This window comes from Ferrovibrio sp. (assembly GCF_019636075.1).
In the GTDB taxonomy this organism is placed as follows: Bacteria; Pseudomonadota; Alphaproteobacteria; order Ferrovibrionales; family Ferrovibrionaceae; genus Ferrovibrio.
In genome coordinates, this window is sequence record NZ_JAHBYG010000007.1 from 1 (window position 1) to 20,083 (window position 20,083).

The window sequence follows — 20,083 nt, forward strand, 5'->3', positions numbered from 1 at the left end:
TCTGCACATCCGCATGGCGGAGATTGCGGCTGTTCCAATAGGCATCGGAGGCCTGGGCGCCGTCCAGCTCCGGCTGCGTCCATTGATCGGGCGATTTCTCCAACAGCCAGTTGAGGCTGACTTCGCGGCCCAATGGGAGGGCGGCCAGTTCAGCGGCATAGTTGCGGCCATTGTTGCCGCCGCCGGTGTCGATAGTGCCTGTGTCGATGCCGCCAGTGTCGATGCCGCCAGTGTCGATGCCGGTGTCAGCATTGGCGTCGGCGAATTGCTGCTGCTGTGAAGCATCGCCGGCATCGCTGCGTTGATCCGGCCCAGGTTGATCTGGTGCGGGCTGCTTTTGTTCCAAATCAAATGCGCTGTGAAAACCCTCGTATTCCATGCTGCCGGCTGTATCGAGATCGCGCTCGATAGGATCAACCATTGTAAATTTGGCGAGGTTGAATTGCTCGTGTTGCTCGCCCGTCATGAAGTCGCGTGTCTTTGCCTTGACGCCAGAGGCGTCGATCACCTCTTGCACGAACTCTTCGCAGTTGCGTCCGAACAACGAATATTGGCCGGGCTTGTCTTTCATCTTTTCCATATGCTGCCCCATCTTCTCAGCCTGTTCGGCTGTGATGGGGACAGGCTTGGAAATCTGCTGATCTGAAAAATTGGCTTTGATTTTGTCATCTTCTCTAATTTCGGCGTTGGTACCGAACAGCATGCCTAGCCCTTCTTTTTCAGGATAAAATCCATAATGAGTGGATTTCCCATCCGGCCGCATCAATTCGATGCTGAAATGCCCAACCGAACTGGAACCGTCTTCCGCTTTGCCTCCTGTGGCATAGGAGTGGATACGAAAGGAAAAGCCGGAATTATATTCTTCAGCCATGGGGTTGCTCGCTTTTTCGTTGTTGAGGTTTTGCAGTTTTGCGCGGAGTGATTATCGGGTCGGCACCATCAGGATGATCCTGTTGATGCCTTTGGAGGCATCAGCCGGGGTTTTTCCGAAGCTTAAAAAAACCAACTCGAACCTATATTCCGGGATTTGGCTTTTGCCGTCGCAGCCGGCGATCCGCCAGGATCGCAACAGCGATTCCACGTTAGAATCACCCGTCTTGGGTGAGCGCGCGATCCGCTCGGGCGATGGCAGGTAGCGGCAGGGCTCGGTGATGCCTGAGATCAGACGTTCAAGGCTGTGCGGATCATGAAACAGGTCAATGTTGAAGACATAACGACGGCAAGGCGCTGCCCAAAGAATCTCGCCGGTACAGGTGCCGGAAAAAGGCTCGAAGCCATAAGCACCAAGGCAGAAATCGATCAGACTATTTCCGGTGGCGAATTTTTTGTTCCGGGCCGCTTCCAAGCAGCGCGGTGGCAGGGGATAGACTGGCTCATGCGCAAGCGCGGAGACATCATCCTCGGTTTGAATGCGAATACCCGTTGAGTATTTCATCGACCACAGAATGGCACTTTGAACGTCAGACTTGCTCTCTGTAATCATAACCTTGATGACAAAACTGACACTCTCCACCGCAGTCCAGCCGGCCACCGCGACGATGGCGAGGCGCAGCAGGCGGCCGGCGCGGTTGGTGCCGAGCGCATGCCACTGACGGCGGATGTAGCCGGGTGGCTTGGGTGGGGATTGATCTGGCGACATATCAAAACCTCGCTGCCGCTATAGCTGAATACGGGATGATTCTTGCGGGCATGGCGGCTTAGGCGCGCCATCGGCAGGGCCGAGATAGAAGCCGCAAATAAGGTCCGTCGTTTTGGCGATGATGCTTTCCGCCTCATTCAAGCGGCGGCGATCAAAGGAAATTTTGGCGTGCAAATCATCTGTCAATTGAATGGATGGTCTGCAATGTGGTGTTGATGTGCCGTCCTCCGGCTCATGCAGATATGCTTTGCAGATAATGCCACTGCCCAACAAATCGCTGCGAGCTGGATTGTACAAATACAAATCCGTGCTGACGGAGAGCCAATCGCTGCGCTTGTTCAGTGGACAGATGCGCCAGCCGGGCAATTCGCCGTCGCGGCACACGCCCAGGCCTTCCAACGCGCGGATATAGGCGGCGATACGTTCGGGCCGCCCGTAACTGCTGGCACGTTCAAGCACGATGTTGATAAGTTGCTTCGGTGTATCGAGCGATCTACGCTTGCCATCGGCGTCGACGCTCTCATTCATGAAGCGCGGCCAGGTGTCGAGCGACCAGCCCTGCAAATCCGGCCAGACCACATCGAACAACAGCATTTCCACATGCCCGGGTGGCCGGCTGAGCCAGACCGGATAGACCATGTTGCGCGGAATGGCGAATTTCTGGCCTTCCACCACGTAAGGCCGGGGCGTCGGCTGCGAACGCCAGTGATCGACAAAGAAAAGCGGCGGCCGGGAGAATGGATCGCGCAGACTGCGGAAATAGCTTTCGGCATAAAGCCCGGCCCCGCTGGCACAGAGCAGAAGCAAAGCCAGCAAGCCGCCGCCCAGCCGGCGCAGCAGGCGCCGTTTGGGTCGTTGCTCTGGAGTTTTCGGCTCAGACGAGCCTTTCAGATCGGGAACGGGGTCAATCGTCATGTAATAACGCCCTGCTGAGAATTATTATATTGCGCGCATAAAGCCGCGCCACTACTCGCAATTGAATGTGATCAATTAGAGAACATGTCAACGAAAAAAGAGCAACTATGAGTATTTTTCGCCATGGAAAAGCGCTGCAAAGCTGTGCGCCGTGCGAGCGGACCTGCCCGCCTCAAGCAGGCCGGTCCCGCCCAGGCCGGTCCCGCCCAGTCCGGTCCCACCCCGTGTGGTCCGGCGGCAGTGCAGCCTGGCCCTGTCTATGGCTGGTTGCCGATGAAATCCGGGATTTAAAGCAGCCGCCTGGCCTTCAGCGCGGCGCCCAGCGTGCCGTCGTCGAGGTAATCCAGTTCGCCGCCCACCGGCACGCCATGGGCCAAGCGGGAAACCGTGAGGCCGGCAGGAGAAGCGGCGCGCAGGCGGTCGGTGATGTAATGCGCCGTGGTCTGGCCTTCCACCGTGGCATTGGTGGCGATGATGATTTCACGCGCGTCACTGGCGCGGGCGAGCAATCCATCGAGATTGAGATCGGCGGGGCCGCGCCCATCCAGTGCCGAGAGGCTGCCACCCAGCACATGATAGCGGCCCTTGAACACGCCGCTGCGTTCCAGTGCCCAGAGATCGGCCACGGTTTCCACCACGCAGATCTGCCCGGCATCGCGTTTGGGATCGGCGCAGATCGCGCAGGGCGATTGGCTGTCGAGATTGCCGCAGACCGAACAGGCCTTCACATCGCGGCCCATGGTGGCCAAGGCATCGGCCAGCGGCAGCAGCAGCGCATCGCGCTTTTTCAGCAGATGCAGGGCGGCGCGGCGGGCGGAGCGCGGGCCGAGGCCCGGCAGCCGCGCCAGCAACTGGATCACCCGCTCGATTTCGCTGCCAGCCATGATCGCGGTGCGATATCAGAACGGCAGCTTGAAGCCCGGCGGCAGCGGCAGCCCGGCGGTGAGGCTTTGCATCTTTTCCTGAGATTCGCGCGCTGCCTTCGCCTTGGCATCGGCATGGGCGGCCTTGATCAGGTCTTCCAGCACTTCGGCCTCGCTGGGCGCAAGCAGGCTGGGATCCATGCGCAGGCCGCGTAGATCGCCCTTGCCGTTGAGCGTGACGATGACCATGCCGCCGCCGGCGCTGCCCTGCACTTCATGCTGTTCCAGCTCGGCCTGTATCGTGGCCATGCGTTCCTGCATTTCCTGCGCCTGTTTCAGCATCTGGCCGAGATTCTTCATGGGCTGTCCTTAATCGCGTTCGCTTAATCCAGCTCATCGAGCGGATCGATATCGTCGTCGCTCATATAGGCGGGGCCGTCCTCGGTTTCCAGCTCGTCCAGGATCGGCGCGGCTTCATGCACCTTGTCCAGCTTGGCATCGGGGAAAGCGCGCAGGATGGCCTGCACCAGCGGATCGGCCTGGGCCTCGGCAAAGCGCGCCGATACCGCTTGTTCGGCCTGTTCGGCCAAAGTGGGCTCGCCCGGCAGCTTGGACAAAGCGATGGTCCACAGCTTGCCGGTCCATTGGCGCAATTTCGCCGCCACGGCAATCGGCAGGTCGCGCGCCGCATCGGGTTGCTGGCGCCATTCGATACGGCCGACCTGGAAGGCCACCGCATGCACGTAATTCTCCAAATCGGCGGCGATCTGGCCCTCGCGCATATCCTTGAACAATTTCACCAGGCCGGGAAAATTGATCGGATCGGCAGCCAGGGTAACAGCCTGGGTAACGCCTTGCGCCACCGGCTGGTTCATCGCAATGGCAGCAGGCTGCGCCATGGCGAAAGCTGTCGCGCCACCGCCAGGATTGCCGGCATTGGCAGGGCCGCGCGCCACCGCGGCATTGCCGCCGCCGCCAGGATTGCCACCCGCATTGCCACCCGCATTGCCGCCGCTATTCTGGTCGCGCCATTCGCGCACCAGGTCGCCCGGCGGCGGCAGGTCGGCGGCATAGCCCAGGCGCACCAGCACCATCTCGGCCGCCGCCAGCGGAATCGGTGCGCCGCGCACTTCGTTCAGGCCCTTCAGCAGCATCTGCCAGCAGCGCGCCAGCACCGGCATGCTCAGCTTGGCGGCCAGCTCCTTGCCACGTGCGCGTTGTTCTTCAGGCAATGTCGGATCGTCGGCGCGGTCGCCGACGACCTTCAAGCGCGTGAGCCAATGGCTGAGTTCCAGCAGGTCTTGCAGCACCACGGCCGGATCGGCGCCCAGCGCATATTGTTCGGCCAGGTTATCCAGCGCCTCGGGCAGCTTGCCATGCAGCAATTGCTCCAGCAGCGCAAACACCCGGCCGCGATCGGCCAGGCCCAGCATGTCGCGCACCAAAGCCGCATCGGCGCGGCCGGCGCCATGCGCCAGCGCCTGATCCAGCAGGCTCAGGCCATCGCGCACCGAGCCTTCGGCGGCGCGGGCGATGAGCGTGAGCGCTTCATCGTCGATCTGCGCGTCTTCCTTGGCGGCGATATTTTTGAAATGCGCGGTCAGCGTGGCGATTTCCACGCGCTTGAGATCGAAACGCTGGCAGCGCGACAGCACCGTCACCGGCACCTTGCGGATTTCGGTGGTGGCGAACACGAATTTCACATGCGGCGGCGGCTCCTCCAAAGTCTTCAGCAGGCCGTTGAAGGCCGCCGTGGAGAGCATGTGCACTTCGTCGATGATATAAACCTTGTAGCGCGCCATGGCCGGGGCGTAGCGCACCGCTTCGATGATCTCGCGGATATCGCTGATGCCGGTGCGCGAGGCGGCGTCCATTTCCAGGATATCGGGATGGCGGTCTTCGGCGATGGCGCGGCAATTGTCGCACACCCCGCAGGGTGTGACGGTCGGGCCGCCCTTGCCATCGGGCCCGGTGCAGTTCAGCGCGCGGGCGATGATGCGGGCGGTGGTGGTTTTGCCCACGCCGCGCACGCCGGTGAGGATGAAGGCCTGGGCGATGCGCCCGGTGGCGATGGCGTTGGACAGCGTGCGGACCAGGGCATCCTGGCCGATCACCTCGGCGAAGTCGCGCGGACGGTATTTGCGCGCCAGTACGCGATAGGGTGTGCCGGGGGCAGAAGCTTGATCTGTCATTGGAACAGGTCTGTCATCTGCGGCGTACGATCCCCCGATTATCCGCCAAGGATGGAATGAGGTGGGAGGCTGGACAACGACCCGAACGGGATCTCGTTGCGGCTGCTTCCTTCCGGACCTGACCGGGTTGGCGAGGCGTCCGTCCGCCGCCAACCTCCCGGGGCGAGTTATCCCCTATCGCGCCGGCCGTTGCAACCGGCAGAGCGGCCAGGAAACCACAGCCTGGCAATTGCCGATAGCGACAGAATATGCCAGCTTTCCGCCATGCTTGGCATTTCCCCGCAGTTTTCCGGCATCACCTTTTCCGGCTCGCCCTTGGATCGCCTCGGCAACCATCGCCGCGATGCCGCCTGGCTGGCCGCCCGGCGCCAGGATGCAAGCACCCGCTATCTGCTGTTGCATGAATTGAAGCCGCTGGTGAAACTGACGGAAGCGGGCGCCGCGCTGGTCTGGTTTCCGGCGCAATTCGTCACCGCCGGCGCCCAGGATACCAATGCCCTGGCGGATGCGCCTTGCGTGCTGCTGGGCCAGGTGGATGGGGCTACCTATTTCGCGCTGGATGCCGATGGCCTGGAGGGCATCGCCGGCCTGGCGGACGAGACGCATAAATTCATCGACGTGCGCTCCATCGCGCCGCAGCTTGCGCCCGGCGAGGCGGCCGTGTTGGCCCAGGCGCGCAGCATGATCGACTGGCACAAGCGCCATGGCTTCTGCGCGCAATGCGGCAGCCGGTCTGCCATGGAAGATGCCGGCTATAGCCGGCGCTGCGGCAACGAGGCCTGCAAGGCGCAGCATTTTCCGCGCACCGATCCGGTGGTGATCATGCTGGCGGTGCATGACGGCAATCTGCTGCTGGGCCGGCAGCCGCAATTCATGCCCGGCATGTATTCCGCCCTGGCCGGCTTCATGGAGCCGGGCGAAAGCATCGAAGAAGCCGTGCGCCGCGAATTGCATGAAGAAGCCGGCGTGCGGGTGGGCGATGTGCGCTATATCGCCTCGCAGCCCTGGCCGTTTCCCTCCTCGCTGATGATCGGCTGCATCGCCGAGGTGACCGATCCCACGATTGCGGTGGATCGCCACGAACTGGAAGATGCGCGCTGGTTCTCGCGCGAGCAGGCCGAGAAGATGCTGGCCGCCAGTACCGACCTGAACGCGCCGCTGCGGCTGCCGCCGCCGATCGGCCTGGCGCATCACATCGTGAAGCATTACCTGCAGGGCAATCCGCGTTAGGGATCGCTGCCGCAGGCCGGCATGGCAATCCTCACGCGTGCATCCGCATTGCCAATTCGCCATGGTTTTTTATCGTTCGGGCATGATTTGAATACCGCCCTTGCACAAGACCGGCTATTTTTCCGCCAAGCGATAAACCTGCCGGGGGATTGGGCCTGCGTGGATCATGGCCCTAGAGGATTGCGAATGAGTATTGGCGATGGCAAGTCGGCAGCCCTGGTGGCGCGGCTGGCGGAAGAAGACGAAAGCCTTCTCGACAATCGCTCGCCGATTGCCGAAGGCATGCTGATCGAGCGGCTGTATCAATACAGCATTCCCTCGCGCCATATTCCATACATGGTGCTGTTCGGCGCCTGCGCGCTGTTCTTCCCGTATACCAACTGGTTCGAGATCATCGCGCTCACCGTTGCCTATACCGCCGGCACCGCTTGGCTGGACCGCCAGCGCAAAGGGTTTGCGGAAGACGATAGCCGGCTGGAGAATTCGGTATTCTGGGCCAACCGTTTCGCCATCGGCTCGGCGATCACCGGCACCACCTGGGGCGTGATGTTCTGGCTGTTCGGCGTCGAGGGCAATCATGAATTGCAGGCGGCGCTGGCGGTGGCCTGGTCCGGGCTTTCGCTGGCCAATCTGAATACCCGCGCGCCGCATCTGGTGTCGTATTACGCCTTCCAGCTGCCGATGTCGCTGCTGTTGCTGGCGCGCGGCCTGGTGATTGCCGATCGGGCCACGTATTTCATGCTGCTATTCGGCTTCGTGCTCACCGTTGCGCTGGCCCGCCGCGCCCATGTGGCCAACCATAACGAGCGGCTGGCCATCGCGCTGCGGCTGCGCAATGCCGAATTGGTTGCCGGTATGGACAAGGCGCGCGCCGAAGCCAGCAACAGCCTGGTGCAAACCGAACAATTGCTGGCGGCACGCATGATGCGATCCAACGTGGCGGAACGGCTGGCCGGCACCGGCAGCTGGATGTGGCATCTCAACGACGATGCGCAAACCTGGTCCGACAACATGTTCCGCCTGCTCGGCCTGTCGCCGGTGAATGCACCGGCGGAATTGCCGGTGCTGCTGGATGCCTGCCATCCCGATGACCGTGCCAATGTGCAGGCCTATTTCGATCGGATGCGCGAAAAGGGCGAAGCGCCGGCCCTGACCTTCCGGATCGCGCGCGGCAAGGATGCCTGGCACAGCCTGCGCCTGTCCGGCGAGGCCAAGCGCGATACCACCGGCATGCCCTATCTGCTCACTGGCCTGCTGCAAAGCCTGCCGCAGGAAACCGCGCAGCCGGCGGAATAGGCGCTTGCGCCAGGGGGCTATCCCCAATGGGTCCGGAATGGGTTCGGGCGCTAGACGCTGACATCGATACCGGTCGCGCCGAGCGAGGCCGCGTTCAGGCCGGCCAGCGCCTGCTCGGCCTGGCGGAAATCGTCGTGAGCGTTGGCGGCATCCTGCTTTTTGGCCAGCGGATTATACAGTGCCAAACGCGCCTGTTCGAGAATCTTGCGCATCTGCGCCAGCAGGCTGCGCGCCTCGCCCTTCAAATCGTCCGCGCCCTTGGCGGCTTCCGCCTTGTCTTTCTCCTCGGCCTTTTGCGGCGCGGCCTGCAGAGCGGTTTCCGCCTGCTTGATTTTCAGCAGCGCGGTGGCACGGCCTTCCGCATCGGCCTTGCGGCCTTCCGCCAGGGTGCCGCCATTGAGCTGCGCCACATGGTCGGGGTTATCGGCATCCATTTCCTTGATGGCGGCAAGCTGGGAGGATTGCGCAGAAGCATCGCCGACGCCCGGGGTAATATTGGCGCTGCCTGCGCCCCCGGAGCCGCTCCCGGCGCCCCGCAGGGCATCGGCCATCTCCTTGGCGGCCTGCTGAATCTGCCGCGCCACGGCGCGGGCGGCCTTGGCATCGCCGCTGGCGGCGGCCGAACCAGCCGCCAGTTCCAGCATTTTCAGCTTGGCCTTGATGCGCTCCAGCTTTTGCCGCGCGGCTTCGGCGCCGCCATTCTCGGCTGACCGCTTCATCGCGCTGAGCACTTCGTCGAGCTTGGTTTCCGCCTCGGTTTTTTCGCGCGGCTTGCGCAGCTTTTCCAAGGCCGTTTGCATGGCGGGCAGATGCGGATTGCCGCCGGCTGCGATGTTCGTGACCATTCTGGCCTCCATCGGATTGGGTTCGATATGATCGGGTTCGATATCGAACGTCGCGAGCCTTCTGGCCCGCGTCATGCCGAAACTATAGCCGATTTGTTAAAATATTGCAGCCAGCCATAAAAAAATGGCGTGGCCGGTAAAACCGTACCACGCCGAGGCTGGGGGAACCAAAAAAGAGGAACGCAACTAAACGAAACTAAACGTCAACCAACGATACGCACGGGACTTAAAAGACGACCGGGACTTAAAAAGTCGCGGAGCTTAAGACTGGATCTTCCAGCTGCCATCGGGCTGGCGGCAGGCGGTGCCGAAGGCCTGTTCGCTCTTGCCCTGCACGATGATGGTCTGCTGGAATTCGCGGCAATACTGGCCGCTGGGTGCCTGGTAGGCGGGCTGCGGCACCACGGTGCCGGCATTGCCGCTATCGGGGTTGCGCCAGCTCACGGCGGTGCCGGAGCGCGCGGTTTCAAAAGCCTGCTGGTTGGCGCGGGCTGCATATTGCTGGTCGGCACGATCGAGCGACTTGCCGGCTTCCGAGCCCAGCAGGGCGCCCAGCAGGGTGCCGGCGGCCACGCCCACGAGCTGGCCGGTGCCCTTGCCGAATTGCGCGCCGGCCACGGCGCCGCCGACACCGCCCAGAACGGTGCCCACATTCTGCTTCGGGCCCTGCTCGGCGCAGGCGGTCAGCCCGAGCGCCAATGCCGCCACCGCCAGCAGCGGGGCACGGCCTGCTTTGAAGGCCTGGCCCGACCGGAAGGATTTGGCGGGACTGGCAGGAAGCGTGATGGCGCGCATTCTGGCGGCTCCTAAGGTTAAGAAACCTGGACCAAAGGGTCTGGGATCAAACGGTTTGGCGTCCCGGGCGATGCTCCCGATCCGCGCTTCCGCCCACAGGACTTGGGGGAAGTCTCCCGGGGGAGGGGAGAGGGAAGAAGCAGCGGAAAAGGCGCATCGCCCGTTCGGCCATGGTGAAAGGATGGGCGGCGAATAGGGCGGGAATGCGGCAAGGGTTGGGAATTATGGGGGCATGATGTATACCCGCCGTTACGGTATTTCCGCCGTTAACATGGTAAAGATATCCGCCAATGGATGCCTATTCAGACCCCTTCGCGCATTTCGAGGCCTGGTTTGCCGAGGCGAGCCGGACCGAGCCCAACGACCCCAATGCCATGGCCATTGCCACGGTGGACGGCGATGGCCTGCCCAATCTGCGCATGGTGCTGCTGAAGGGCCATGACGGCGACGGCTTCGTGTTCTACACCAATTTCGAAAGCGCCAAGGGCCGCGAATTGCTGAGCCATCCCAAGACGGCGGCGCTGTTCCACTGGAAAAGCCTGCGCCGCCAGGTGCGTATCCGCGGCCCGGTGAGCCAGGTGAGCGACGCCGAAGCCGATGCCTATTTCGCTTCGCGCCCGCGCGACAGCCGGATCGGCGCCTGGGCCTCGGCGCAATCGCGGCCGCTGCAGGGCCGTTTCGAGCTGGAAGCCAGCGTGGCGAAATACGCCGCCAAATACGCCATCGGCGAGGTGCCGCGGCCGCCGCATTGGTCTGGCTTCCGCATCGCGCCGCAGAGCATCGAATTCTGGGCCGACCGGCCGTTCCGCCTGCATGACCGCCTGGTCTACAGCCGCAGCCAGGATGGCGGCTGGACCACCGAGCGGCTGTATCCGTAAGCAGCCCGATGGCCACCGCCGACACCGAACGGCTGATGCGCCAGGCCACCTATGCCTCGGTGGCGGTGGCCGGCGTGCTGATCGTGACCAAGCTGGGCGCCTGGCTGTATTCGGATTCCGTGGCCCTGCTGGCCAGCCTGATCGATTCGACCCTGGATGCCTTCGCCTCGCTGCTCAATCTGCTGGCGGTGCGCCATGCCCTGGTGCCGGCGGATTCCGATCACCGTTTCGGCCATGGCAAGGCCGAGGCGCTGGCCGGGCTGGGGCAATCGGCTTTCGTATTCGGATCGGCGCTGTTTCTGGGCTTCGAGGCGATCCATCGCCTGATCCAGCCGCAACCGCTGGAAGGCGGCCCCATCGCATTGGGCGTGATGGGCATTTCGATTGCCCTCACCCTGGCGCTGGTGCTGTTCCAGCGCCATGTGGTGGCGCGCACGCGTTCGGTGGCGATCACCGCCGACCGGCTGCATTACCTGGGCGACCTGCTCAGCAACATGGTGGTGATCCTGGCCTTGGTGGGCGCCTGGCTGGGCGGTCCGCTCTGGCTGGATCCGTTGGGCGGCCTGGCGGTGGCGCTGATCATCCTGAAAGGTGCGGTGGATATCCTGCGGCATTCCTTCAATCAGTTGATGGACCGCGAACTCGCCGATGGCGAACAGGACGACATCCGCAAGACCGTGCTGGCGCAGCCCGATGTGCGCGGCATGCACGATCTGCGCACCCGGCGCTCGGGCACGCATATCTTCATCCAGTTCCATCTCGAACTCGATCCCGATATCACGTTGCGCGCCGCCCATCGCATCGCGGTGGATGTGTTGAACGTGCTTAAACTGCGTTATCCCGATGCCGATATCATCATCCATGAAGATCCCGGCCCCGACCAGATCGTGCCCGATAGCGTGGTATCCGGCACGCAGCGTTCAGACGACACGAAACACTCCCCGTCGTAACGGGATCATAACAGGATGCTTGGCCCATGCGCGTGATTGCCGGTTTCGTTTTCGCTTTGCTGGGTGCGATGATCGCACCGCCTGCCTTCGCGGCCTCCATCAACGGCGCGGAACTCGGCATCCTCTGGGCGCTGCCATTCGCCGGCATCCTGCTGTCGATCGCTTTGCTGCCGCTGCTGGCGCCGGCTGTGTGGCATCATCATTACGGCAAGATCACGGCGGCCTGGGCGCTGGCCTTCCTGCTGCCTTTCGCCGCCAGCCATGGCGCCGGCAATGCCGCCCATGCGCTGTTGGAAGTGGCCTTGCATGAATATATCCCCTTCATCATCCTTTTGCTGGCGCTGTTCACGGTTGCCGGCGGCGTGCGTCTGCTCGGCAACCTGCATGGTTCGCCCAGCCTCAACACCACGCTGCTGCTGATCGGCACGGTGATCGCAAGCTGGATGGGCACCACCGGCGCTTCGATGCTGCTGATCCGCCCGCTGATCCGCGCCAACGACAACCGCAAGCATAATGTGCATGTGGTGGTGTTCTTCATCTTCCTGGTTTCCAATATCGGCGGCGCGCTCACGCCGCTGGGCGACCCGCCGCTTTTCCTGGGCTTCCTGAAGGGTGTGGATTTCTTCTGGACCACGCAGCATCTGTTCGCGCCCACCCTGCTGGTGGCGGTGATCCTGCTGGGCCTGTTCTATGCCATCGACAGCTACTATTACCGCAAGGAAGGCATCACGCCGTCCGATCCCTCGCCCGACAGCCCGATCGGCATGGAGGGCGGCATCAACCTGGTGCTGCTGGTGGCGATCATCCTGGCGGTGCTGATGTCTGGCATGTGGAAGCCGGGCGTCACCCTGTCGGTTTTCGGCATTGCCGTGGAATTGCAGAATCTGGCGCGCGATCTGCTGCTGCTGGTCATCACCGGGCTGTCGCTGAAGCTGACCGCCAAGGAAAGCCGCGATGGCAACGGGTTCTCCTGGGGCCCGATCGTGGAAGTGGCCAAGCTGTTCGCCGGCATCTTCGTCACCATCATTCCCGCCATCGCCATCCTGCGCGCCGGCCAGGATGGCGCGCTCAGCGGCCTGGTGATGCTGGCCTCGAATGCCGATGGCAGCCCCAACAACGCGATGTATTTCTGGCTCGCCGGCGGATTGTCCAGCTTCCTGGATAACGCGCCCACCTATCTGGTGTTCTTCAACATGGCCAGCGGCGATGCCGCCACCATGATGGGGCAGCTGGGCACCACGCTGCTGGCGGTATCGGCCGGCGCGGTGTTCATGGGCGCCAACACCTATATCGGCAACGCGCCGAATTTCATGGTGAAGGCGATTGCCGAGGAAATGCAGGTGAAGATGCCCAGCTTTTTCGGCTACATGGCCTGGAGCTGCCTGATCCTGCTGCCCTGCTTCGCGCTGGTCACAATCGTGTTTTTCCGCTGAGATCGGCCACGGGCGGGGTTGCAATCTCCGCCGCCGATTGCCATTTAACCCGGATATTTTGGTAAATAACGGGGATGGCAATGCATATGGGAAAAATCCGCGCCGCAGCGGCTGGCGCGGCATTGGTTGGATATCTGTGTCTGCTCGGAGCGCCGGCCTTTGCCGCCGATATCGATGGCGCCTCGCTGTCGCTGCTCTGGGGTTTGCCTTTCATGGGCATCCTGCTCTCGATCGCGCTAATGCCGCTGCTGGTGCCGGATTTCTGGCATCACCATTACGGCAAGGTGGCGGCCTTCTGGGCGCTGGCCTTCCTGCTGCCCTTCGCGCTTTATGCCGATATCGCCACGGCCGCGACTGCCGTGCTCAGCGTGGCTTTGCATGAATATATCCCCTTCGTGATCCTGCTCGGCGCGCTGTTCACCATCGCCGGCGGCGTGCGCTTAGTCGGCAACCTGCATGGTTCGCCCAGCCTGAATACTGGCCTGCTGGCCGCCGGCACGGTGCTGGCGAGTTGGATGGGCACCACGGGTGCGGCGATGCTGTTGATCCGGCCGCTGATCCGCGCCAACGACGACCGGCCGCATAATGTGCATGTGATCGTGTTCTTCATCTTCCTGGTGGGCAATGTGGGCGGTGCGCTCACGCCGCTGGGCGATCCGCCGCTGTTTCTCGGCTTCCTGCTCGGCGTGCGCTTTTTCTGGACGGCGGAGGCGATGCTGCTGCCGATGCTGCTGATCAGCATGATTCTGCTGGCGATGTTCTATTTCCTGGATCTGCATTACTACAACAAGGAAGGCCGCACGCCCGACAAGTCGCCGGATTCCAATATCGGCCTGGAAGGCGGCATCAACATTCCGCTGCTGGGCGGCGTGGTGGCCGCCGTGCTGATGTCTGGCACCTGGAAGCCGGGTTTCGAATGGAGCCTGTTCGGCGTATCGGTGGCGCCGCAGAATGTGGCGCGCGATGTGATCCTGGTGGGCCTGGCGGTGGCCTCGATGCTGCTCACCCGCACGGAATCGCGCCAGGCCAACGGCTTTTCCTGGGAGCCGATCCTGGAAGTGGCCAAGCTGTTTGCCGGCATTTTCCTCACCATCGTGCCGGTGATCGCCATCCTGCGTGCCGGCGAACAGGGGCAATTGGCCGAGATCATCCGCCTGGTCACCCAGCCCGATGGCAGCCCGCATAACGCGATGTATTTCTGGCTCACCGGCATCTTGTCGGCCTTCCTCGACAACGCCCCCACCTATCTGGTGTTCTTCAACATGGCGGGCGGCGATGCGCAGCGATTGATGGGCCCGCTGGCCGATACCCTGCTGGCGATTTCGGCCGGCGCGGTGTTTTTCGGTGCGCTCAGCTATATCGGCAACGCGCCGAATTTCATGGTGAAGGCGATTGCCGAGCAATCCGGCATCAAGATGCCCAGCTTTTTCGGCTATATGGCCTGGTCGGTGCCGATCCTGCTGCCGGTCTTTGCGCTGGTGACGGTGTTTTTCTTTCTGTGACGCTTCGTTTAAGGCGGCGCAAGCCGAATTGAGAAATGGCCCGAATCGGAGTAGTGTGACACCGATTCGGGCCGCATGCTTTCAGATCATGGCCTAGGCCCGTCATCAGGAGGGCCGCGCCATCGCTACCGCATCGAAAAACACCGCATCGAAAAACACTGCACCGAAAAAGACCGCCGCAAAGAAGCCTGCCGCGAAAAAACCTGCCGCGAAAAAGCCAGTAGCCAAGAAACCGGCAGCCAAGAAACTGGCAGCCAGGGCACCGGTAGCCAGGACACCGGCCATTGCCAAGGCCAAGAAGCCGGTTCTCAAGCAGGCGGCGGCCAAGAAGGCGAAGGCCGCAGCGCCGCTCGGCGCGGTCGAAAAGCTGCATCAACTGATCCTGAAATCGCTGGACGACGACAAGGCCGAAGAGGTGGTGTCGATCCCGCTGGCCGGCAAATCCTCGGTGGCGGATTACATCGTGGTGGCCTCGGGCCGCTCCTCGCGCCAGGTTTCCGCCATCGCCGAGCATCTGGTGCAGCGCGTGGCCCAGGCCACCGGCCACAAGGCGCGGGTGGAAGGCAAGGGCGTGGGCGACTGGGTGCTGATCGATGCCGGCGATATCGTGGTGCATATCTTCCGGCCGGAAGTGCGCGGCTTCTACAAGCTGGAAAAGATGTGGGGCACCGATATTCCCGATATCGAGATCGGCGAACCGGCGGCCTGAGGCGCCGTGCGCATCATCGTTGCCTGTGTGGGCAAGGCCGGCCGGGCCAAGCATGATGCGGTGGCCAGCCTGATCGAGGAGTATCGCAGCCGGCTGCCCTGGCCGGTGGATATCCGCGAGGTGGAAGACAAGCGGCCAGGCAGCGTGGCGGAAAAGAAGGCCCGTGAGGCCACGCTGTTGCGCGCTGCCCTGCAGGCCCATGGCGGGACCGGCCTGCCGCCCGGCGCCCCCATCGTGGCGCTGGACGAGCATGGCAAAAACCTCAGCAGCCGGGATTTCGCCGGCCAGATCGGTGCCTGGCGCGATGAAGGCTCGGGCGGCATCGGTTTCGTGATCGGCGGCGCCGATGGCCTGGATGCCGGGCTTTTGGCCGAAACCCGCTTGAAAATCGCCTTCGGCGCCATGACTTGGCCGCATTTGCTGGCCAGGATGCTGCTGCTGGAACAGCTTTATCGTGCCTGGAGCCTGCTGAATAACCATCCCTATCACCGGGATTGATCCAGCCGGCATCGTGACTAAGCCGCGTCCCTGCGCTATGTAATCCTGGAATCCCGCAACTTTTTCCCGTTTTGACCTGCCATGACCGAAGCCAAACGCATTCCGAAACCTGTCGTTCTCTGCATCCTGGATGGCTGGGGCTTGCGCGACGACCCGACCGACAATGCCATCGCCCAGGCCCGGCTGCCCAATTGGCGCCGTCTGATCGGCAGCCGGCCGTTTGCCAAGGTGGGCACCTCTGGCCGCGATGTCGGGCTACCCGATGGCCAGATGGGCAATTCCGAGGTAGGCCACATGAATATCGGCGCCGGCCGCATCGCCGTGCCCGATCTCGGCCGGTTGGATAACGCCGTGGCCGATGGCTCGCTCAAGGATAATCCGGCGCTCAAGGCTTTCATCGCCAAGCTGAAGGCATCCGGCGGCGCGCTGCATCTGCTGGGCCTGCTGTCGCCCGGCGGCGTGCATTCGCATCAGGATCACATGGCCGCCCTGGCCCGCATCATGGATGCCGAAGGCATCACGGTGTGGGTGCATGCCTTCACCGATGGCCGCGATACGCCGCCGCGTTCGGCGCTGGAATACCTGGCGCAATTCCGCGCCGACATCGCCGGCACCACGCGGGTGCGCTTCGGCACGCTCAGCGGCCGCTTCTATGCCATGGACCGCGACAAGCGCTGGGATCGCGTGGCGCGCGCCTATGCCGCCCTGGTGCTGGCCGAAGGCGAGCAAGCCGCCAGCGCGGAAGCCGCCGTGCAGCAGGGTTATGGCGCCGAATTGTCGGATGAGTTCATCCTGCCCAGCGTGCTGCAGGATTATCCCGGCATGCAAGACGGCGATGGCCTGCTGATGGCGAATTTCCGTGCCGACCGCGCGCGCGAAATCCTGCTCGGCCTGCTGGATCCGCATTTCGACGGCTTTCCGCGCCCCAGCCTGCCGAAATTCGCGGCGGCTTTAGGTGTGACGGAATATTCCACGCAGTTGAACGAATTCATGGCCACGGCGTTTCCGCCCATGCGCTATCCCAATACGCTGGGCGAATGGCTGGCCAAGCATGGCCGCACGCAATTGCGCATCGCCGAGACCGAGAAATACGCCCATGTGACATTCTTCATGAATGGCGGCGAAGAAACCCCCAATGCGGGCGAAGACCGTATCCTGGTGCCCAGCCCCAAGGTTGCCACCTACGATCTGCAGCCGGAAATGTCGGCCGCCGAAGTGACCGACAAACTCACCGCTGCCGTTCTGTCGGGGCAATACGATCTGGCCATCGTGAATTTCGCCAACCCCGATATGGTGGGCCATAGCGGCTCGTTGCCGGCGGCGGTGAAGGCTGCGGAAGCGGTGGATGCCTGCCTCGGCCGGCTGGAAGCGGCGGTGGAAAAAGCCGGCGGCATCCTGCTGATCACCGCCGATCACGGCAATCTGGAACAGATGCGCGACCCCGCCACCCATCAGGCCCATACCCAGCATACCACCAATCCGGTGCCGCTGGTGCTGACCGGACCGGGCGCGGAAAACTATCGCCTCAGCGATGGCCGGCTGTGCGATATCGCGCCCACCCTGCTGTATTTCCTGCAATTGCCGCAGCCCGCCGAGATGACCGGCCATAGCCTGGCGCAGCTTGCCGCCGCCGCCGATGCACATGCCGATCGGCGCCTTGCGTAAGGCATCGGCATATCTGCTGACGGCAGCGGTTTTGCTGCCCGGCAGCCTGCTGTCGGCCGACCTGCGGGCGAATGACAGCGCCAGCCAGCGGCAGCAATTGGAAGACGTGCAGAAGCAATTGCGCGAAAGCCAGTCGCGCGAACGCGATCTGGCCCGCGAGGCGGCGCAGCTCACCCGCAAGCAGCAGGATCTGCAGCGCCGCCTGGTGCAGGCCGCGCGCAAATTGCAGGCCCAGGAAGACCTGGTCAGCAAAAGCGAAGAGCAGCTTGCCCGTCTGATCCAGGATGAAGGCGAGGCGACGAAGCAACTGGATGCCCGGCGCGCCGAATTGTCGGCCACCCTGGCCAGCCTGGCCAAGCTGAGCCGGCAGCCGCCCGAAGCCATGGTGCTGGCGCCCGGTTCGGCGCTGGACATGGTGCGCGCCAGCCAGTTGATCGCCGCCCTGGTGCCCGAGATCGAACAGCGCGCCGCCGCGCTGAAGCAGGAACTGGAACGGCTGAGCGGATTGCGCCGCGGCATCGCCCAGGAGCAGGAAAAGCTCGGCCGGGCCATCGCCGCCCTGGATGGCGAACGCCGCGACCTGGAAATGCTGCAGGCCGAAACCGCCCAGGCCATGGCGCAGACCAAGGAAGAACGCGAGGCCGAACGCGGCCGGTCGGTGAAGCTGGCCGAACAGGCCAAGGATTTGCGCGCCCTGCTGGATCGCCTGCTGGAGCAGGAACGCCGCGAACGCGAGGCCCAGGCTCGCGAACTGGCCCGCCGCGAAGCCGAAAGGCGCGGCGGCACGGCTGGCACGGGTTCGGCCAGTGGCAGTGGCGGTGGCAGTGGTGGCGGCAGCGCTGGGCGCCATCCGCCGCAGGATTATGCTGCCCTGGAGGGTAGCGGCGCCCTGCCGGCGCGCGGCCGGGTGGTGGGCCGGTATGGTGAATCCGATGAAAACGGCGCGCCGCTGCGCGGTATCCGCATCGAAACCCGCTCGGGCGGCCAGGTTGTGGCGCCGGCTGACGGCAAAGTGATGTTTGCCGGCCCGTTCAAGGGCTACGGTCAACTCTTGATCATCGCGCATGGCGGCGGATATCATTCGTTGCTCGCGGGATTTGGACGGATCGACCGGGCGGTCGGGCAATATGTGCTGGCAGGCGAGCCTGTCGGCCTGATGGCCACCGATACTTCGGAAAAGAGCGGGACTTCGGGAAAACCCGTCCTATATCTTGAATTGCGGCGCAGAGGCGACACGGTGAATCCGTTGCCCTGGCTGGCCGCAGGCGACAGAAAGGTGAGCGGCTGACATGCGCAATTTCCTCCTCGGCGGTGTGTGTGCTTTTGCCCTGATGGGTTCGGTGGCCCTGTTCGCCGCCCCCAACCGGGTAAGCGCGTTGCAAACCTCGGACACCTACAAGCAGCTCGATCTCTTCGGCGAGATCTTCGAGCGGGTGCGCAACGATTATTACAAAGAGACCAAGGATGCCGACCTGATGGAGAATGCCATCAACGGCATGCTCTCCGCGCTCGATCCCTATTCGGTCTACATGCCGCCGCGCAGCTTCCAGGAGGCCCGCGTGCAGACGCGCGGCGAATTCGGCGGCCTCGGCCTGGAAGTGACCCAGGAAAACGGCCTGGTGAAGGTGGTGTCGCCGATCGACGACACGCCGGCCCAGCGCGCCGGCCTGCTGCCGGGCGATCTGATCACCCATCTGGATGGCGACGCGGTGCTGGGCAAGACCCTGCAGGAATCCATCGAGAAGATGCGCGGCGCGCCCAATACCGATCTCACCCTCACCATCCGCCGCGGCAGCGATCCGGCGGCCAAGCCGTTCGATGTGAAGATCACCCGCGCGGTGATCAAGACCCGCGTGGTGCGCAGCCGCCGCGAAGGCGACTTCGCCTATCTGCGCATCTCGTCGTTCAACGAGCATACCGAGCAGGACATGGTGGCGGCGATCCAGAAGCTGAAGGCCGAGATCGGCCCGCAGCTCGCCGGCTATATCATCGATCTGCGCGACAATCCCGGCGGCCTGCTGGATCAGGCGATCAAGGTGTCCGACTCCTTCCTGAACCAGGGCGAGATCGTGTCCACCCGCTCGCTGCGCCCCAATGCCGATGAAGGCCAGCGCTTCAATGCGCGGCCCGGCGATGTGGCCGATGGCAAGCCGATGGCGGTGCTGATCAATGGCGGCTCGGCTTCGGCCTCCGAGATCGTGGCCGGCGCGTTGCAGGATCATCGCCGCGCCGTGCTGGTGGGCAACACCACGTTCGGCAAGGGCCTGGTGCAGACCATGATTCCGCTGGGCGAATTCGGCGGCATGAAGCTGACCACGGCGGGCTATTTCACGCCGTCTGGCCGCTCGATCGACAAGACCGGCGTAACCCCGGATGTGGAAGTGTGGAGCGACCGCGATCGCCAGATCGCCGCGGCGCTGAAGGCGCGGCGCGAGATGACCGGCCATCGCGACACCGAGGAGGAGGAGGCGCCCAAGACTCCGGCCGCAACGCCCACTCCCCCGGCTGGTACTAACCCGGCTGGTACTAACCCGGCTGCTACGCCCGACAACAACAGCTCGGCCGCGCCCAAGCCGGCGGCGGAAGGCCCCGATGTGGTGTTGCAGGCCGCGATGGACGTGTTGCGCGCCCAGCCCAAACCGACCGCGAAGAAGTAAGCGTCGGGCATGCCAC

The 20,083-nt window shown here is 63.5% G+C and carries 20 protein-coding genes and 1 other RNA gene; 11 read left to right on the plus strand and 10 right to left on the minus strand.

The genetic code is table 11. The annotated features are described in order from the left end of the window. From KF827_RS04760 to ffs, 7 genes are all read right to left on the minus strand, one after another. Positions 1 to 871 (minus strand): hypothetical protein (locus KF827_RS04760; protein WP_291001043.1); only part of this gene is annotated, 871 nt, incomplete at its 3' end. Between the two features lie 51 nt (positions 872 to 922). Beyond that, the gene (locus KF827_RS04765) at positions 923 to 1,639 is read right to left on the minus strand and encodes a hypothetical protein (RefSeq protein ID WP_291001046.1); all 717 of its coding nucleotides are present in this window, start codon (positions 1,637 to 1,639) and stop codon (positions 923 to 925) included. Between the two features lie 18 nt (positions 1,640 to 1,657). Then, positions 1,658 to 2,455, minus strand: coding sequence for a hypothetical protein (locus KF827_RS04770; RefSeq protein WP_291001051.1), 798 nt, complete (start codon positions 2,453 to 2,455; stop codon positions 1,658 to 1,660). 386 nt (positions 2,456 to 2,841) lie between these two features. Further along, the gene (recR, locus tag KF827_RS04775) at positions 2,842 to 3,438 is read right to left on the minus strand and encodes a recombination mediator RecR (protein ID WP_291001054.1); all 597 of its coding nucleotides are present in this window, start codon (positions 3,436 to 3,438) and stop codon (positions 2,842 to 2,844) included. A gap of 15 nt (positions 3,439 to 3,453) precedes the next feature. Next, complete coding sequence (locus tag KF827_RS04780; protein ID WP_291001057.1) at positions 3,454 to 3,777, minus strand: YbaB/EbfC family nucleoid-associated protein; 324 nt, start codon at positions 3,775 to 3,777, stop codon at positions 3,454 to 3,456. A gap of 23 nt (positions 3,778 to 3,800) precedes the next feature. Then, positions 3,801 to 5,609 (minus strand): DNA polymerase III subunit gamma/tau, encoded by a 1,809-nt coding sequence (locus KF827_RS04785; RefSeq protein ID WP_291001060.1) that lies wholly within the window; start codon positions 5,607 to 5,609, stop codon positions 3,801 to 3,803. A 60-nt stretch (positions 5,610 to 5,669) separates the two neighbouring features. Beyond that, positions 5,670 to 5,768, minus strand: an RNA gene (gene ffs, locus KF827_RS04790) — signal recognition particle sRNA small type. Between the two features lie 105 nt (positions 5,769 to 5,873). Between ffs and nudC the strand changes: the two genes are divergently transcribed. Then, complete coding sequence (gene nudC, locus KF827_RS04795; protein ID WP_291001063.1) at positions 5,874 to 6,839, plus strand: NAD(+) diphosphatase; 966 nt, start codon at positions 5,874 to 5,876, stop codon at positions 6,837 to 6,839. Between the two features lie 186 nt (positions 6,840 to 7,025). Then, positions 7,026 to 8,135 (plus strand): PAS domain-containing protein, encoded by a 1,110-nt coding sequence (locus tag KF827_RS04800; RefSeq protein ID WP_291001066.1) that lies wholly within the window; start codon positions 7,026 to 7,028, stop codon positions 8,133 to 8,135. Positions 8,136 to 8,185: 50 nt separating this feature from the next. On the opposite strand, the gene KF827_RS04805 is transcribed toward KF827_RS04800, so the two are convergent. Together KF827_RS04805 and KF827_RS04810 are read right to left on the minus strand one after the other, a co-directional pair. Continuing rightward, positions 8,186 to 8,980, minus strand: coding sequence for a hypothetical protein (locus tag KF827_RS04805; protein WP_291001071.1), 795 nt, complete (start codon positions 8,978 to 8,980; stop codon positions 8,186 to 8,188). A gap of 261 nt (positions 8,981 to 9,241) precedes the next feature. Beyond that, entirely contained in the window at positions 9,242 to 9,775 is a 534-nt protein-coding gene (locus KF827_RS04810; RefSeq protein ID WP_291001074.1) for an RT0821/Lpp0805 family surface protein, read from the minus strand. 290 nt (positions 9,776 to 10,065) lie between these two features. Here KF827_RS04810 and pdxH point away from each other — a divergent pair, with 290 nt between their 5' ends. From pdxH to KF827_RS04830, 4 genes are all read left to right on the plus strand, one after another. After that, positions 10,066 to 10,653, plus strand: coding sequence for a pyridoxamine 5'-phosphate oxidase (gene pdxH / locus KF827_RS04815; RefSeq protein ID WP_291001077.1), 588 nt, complete (start codon positions 10,066 to 10,068; stop codon positions 10,651 to 10,653). 8 nt (positions 10,654 to 10,661) lie between these two features. Next, positions 10,662 to 11,603: a cation diffusion facilitator family transporter gene (locus KF827_RS04820; protein WP_291001080.1), complete on the plus strand. Its 942-nt coding sequence runs from the start codon at positions 10,662 to 10,664 to the stop codon at positions 11,601 to 11,603. A gap of 26 nt (positions 11,604 to 11,629) precedes the next feature. Next, positions 11,630 to 13,036 (plus strand): sodium:proton antiporter, encoded by a 1,407-nt coding sequence (locus KF827_RS04825; protein ID WP_291001083.1) that lies wholly within the window; start codon positions 11,630 to 11,632, stop codon positions 13,034 to 13,036. A gap of 80 nt (positions 13,037 to 13,116) precedes the next feature. Further along, positions 13,117 to 14,538 (plus strand): sodium:proton antiporter, encoded by a 1,422-nt coding sequence (locus KF827_RS04830; protein ID WP_291001090.1) that lies wholly within the window; start codon positions 13,117 to 13,119, stop codon positions 14,536 to 14,538. A gap of 105 nt (positions 14,539 to 14,643) precedes the next feature. Here the strand turns inward: KF827_RS04830 and KF827_RS04835 are convergent, their stop codons facing one another. Further along, positions 14,644 to 14,865, minus strand: coding sequence for a hypothetical protein (locus tag KF827_RS04835; protein ID WP_291001094.1), 222 nt, complete (start codon positions 14,863 to 14,865; stop codon positions 14,644 to 14,646). A gap of 55 nt (positions 14,866 to 14,920) precedes the next feature. On the opposite strand from KF827_RS04835, the gene rsfS reads away from it, so the two are divergent. The 5 genes from rsfS to KF827_RS04860 all read left to right on the plus strand — a co-directional run bounded on the left by rsfS (position 14,921) and on the right by KF827_RS04860 (position 20,067). Then, positions 14,921 to 15,247, plus strand: coding sequence for a ribosome silencing factor (gene rsfS, locus KF827_RS04840; RefSeq protein WP_291001431.1), 327 nt, complete (start codon positions 14,921 to 14,923; stop codon positions 15,245 to 15,247). Positions 15,248 to 15,253: 6 nt separating this feature from the next. Further along, entirely contained in the window at positions 15,254 to 15,745 is a 492-nt protein-coding gene (locus KF827_RS04845) for a 23S rRNA (pseudouridine(1915)-N(3))-methyltransferase RlmH (protein WP_291001097.1), read from the plus strand. A gap of 81 nt (positions 15,746 to 15,826) precedes the next feature. After that, entirely contained in the window at positions 15,827 to 17,410 is a 1,584-nt protein-coding gene (gpmI, locus tag KF827_RS04850) for a 2,3-bisphosphoglycerate-independent phosphoglycerate mutase (RefSeq protein ID WP_291001100.1), read from the plus strand. Then, entirely contained in the window at positions 17,388 to 18,698 is a 1,311-nt protein-coding gene (locus tag KF827_RS04855; protein WP_291001103.1) for a peptidoglycan DD-metalloendopeptidase family protein, read from the plus strand. The genes gpmI and KF827_RS04855 overlap by 23 nt, the downstream gene beginning before the upstream one ends. A gap of 1 nt (position 18,699) precedes the next feature. Further along, positions 18,700 to 20,067: a S41 family peptidase gene (locus KF827_RS04860; RefSeq protein ID WP_291001109.1), complete on the plus strand. Its 1,368-nt coding sequence runs from the start codon at positions 18,700 to 18,702 to the stop codon at positions 20,065 to 20,067. Positions 20,068 to 20,083: the final 16 nt, after the last annotated feature.